Annotated in this window: 1 protein-coding gene; it reads right to left on the bottom strand. The window is 41.4% G+C overall.

All coding sequences use genetic code 11. The annotated features are described in order from the left end of the window. Positions 1 to 848: glycoside hydrolase family 43 protein (locus CWB85_RS21345; RefSeq protein WP_138555972.1), on the bottom strand; the 848-nt coding region annotated here is incomplete at both ends.

The following is an 848-nucleotide window of genomic DNA, read 5'->3' as shown; positions in this document are numbered from 1 at the left end:
GTAATGTACCATCTGCATTATAGTAAAGTGGCTCTATAGCGACTGAGCGACGAAACCGTCCACCACTTGGCTTGCCGTCTTTCGGTGGTACTGCGCCGGTATGGTAAATAAAGTAACTTTTACCTTTAAATTCGATAACTGACTGATGATTAGTTTCGCTGTTACCGGCAATCTCATTGAGTATCCCCTTGTATTGCCATGGGCCCTTGATGCTTTTACTCATTGCATAACAGATTTTTTCTGGGAATTCACACGCATAAGAAACATAGTAATTGTCGTCTTTCTTATGAACCCAAAGGGCTTCAGTAAAGTTGGGTAAGTCGATTGTTTTAATTTCACCATCTAGGCTTAGCAAATCATCGCTGAGTTTAACGTATTTGGGAACGAGATTGCCGAAAAACATGTATGTATCACCGTTTTCTTCGACATAAATGGCGGGATCAATATCATCCCAATCATTAGGTGTATGCTTGGTCATATCGTCGGTGACTAATGCATGACCAATTGCATCCTTGAATGGGCCTGTTGGTGATTTAGATGTCGCAACGCCAATAGCAAAACCAGGTTTGCTTTCATCGTGACGAACTGTGGTAAAAAAGTAAAAAGTGCCATCACGTTCAATCATGTGTGATGCCCATGCATCACCTTTAGCCCATTTAAAGTCGGTGGCTTTCATTATTGGGCCATGTTTTTTCCAATTAACCATGTCAGTAGAAGAAAAAGCCAGCCAGTCATGCATTTCAAAGAATACATCATTGTTTGGCGCTTCATCATGACCTGTGTAAAGGTACACAGTATCTTTATGTACCAGTGCGGCAGGATCTGCTGTAAATTCATCGGTAAATAGC

It is taken from the genome of Pseudoalteromonas sp. S1727 (assembly GCF_005886375.1).
Classification (GTDB): Bacteria; Pseudomonadota; Gammaproteobacteria; order Enterobacterales; family Alteromonadaceae; genus Pseudoalteromonas; species Pseudoalteromonas haloplanktis.
The sequence above is the reverse complement of the archived record's forward strand: the minus strand, read 5'-3'. Positions and strand labels throughout refer to the sequence as shown.